The sequence below is a fragment of the Fulvivirga lutimaris genome, assembly GCF_009711525.1.
In the GTDB taxonomy this organism is placed as follows: domain Bacteria; phylum Bacteroidota; class Bacteroidia; order Cytophagales; family Cyclobacteriaceae; genus Fulvivirga; species Fulvivirga lutimaris.
Map to the genome: position 1 here is coordinate 1 of NZ_SMLV01000040.1, position 586 is coordinate 586.

The 586-nt window shown below is 32.9% G+C and carries 1 protein-coding gene; it reads right to left on the reverse strand.

Annotated elements, in window-relative coordinates:
• Positions 1-586, reverse strand: a 586-nt coding sequence (locus tag E1140_RS00085) for a Wzz/FepE/Etk N-terminal domain-containing protein (protein WP_155177928.1), incomplete at both ends; no start/stop codon positions are given.

Sequence of the window (586 nt, forward strand, 5' to 3'; positions counted from 1 at the left end):
ATAACGTATTGACAATATATGCTGATAGTAATCTTTTCTCTGACACCGCAGAAATTAAGATATAATCTGTATAGTCAATTCTTCTTACATTAAGACTCTCTTTAAGTGTACCGTGATCATAACCATAGTCTTCAAGCAGCTTTATAAGCTGCTTTTCTTCCGGATTCATATTTAAAAGCACCTCCATATTATTGAGTTTCGTTCTAATAATAGATTTTGCTTTCAACAAACGTTCAGGAGAATCCCACAACTCACTAGTTCTTTCTTCCACTGGCACATCTTTAAAACTATCTGCGGAGTCAAGATCATGCAGTAACAATCTATAAGATACCAAGTAGACAACCTGATCAGAGGTAAGGCTCTCCATTAGATTATTAAATTTTATCTCAACTTCTCTAAAATTAAACCGCTCATCTTGAAGAGAGATGTCGTCTTTAGTCGTTAAGCTAGTGGATAGTTGAGCAGTTGATTTAAAAGTGTAATCTGAATTATAGGTTATAAAAAAAGCTATTGCTCCCGCGATTAACGGTATAACTATTATTATCCAGATTCTTCTAATTAATATTTTAAAAAGGTATAGTAAATC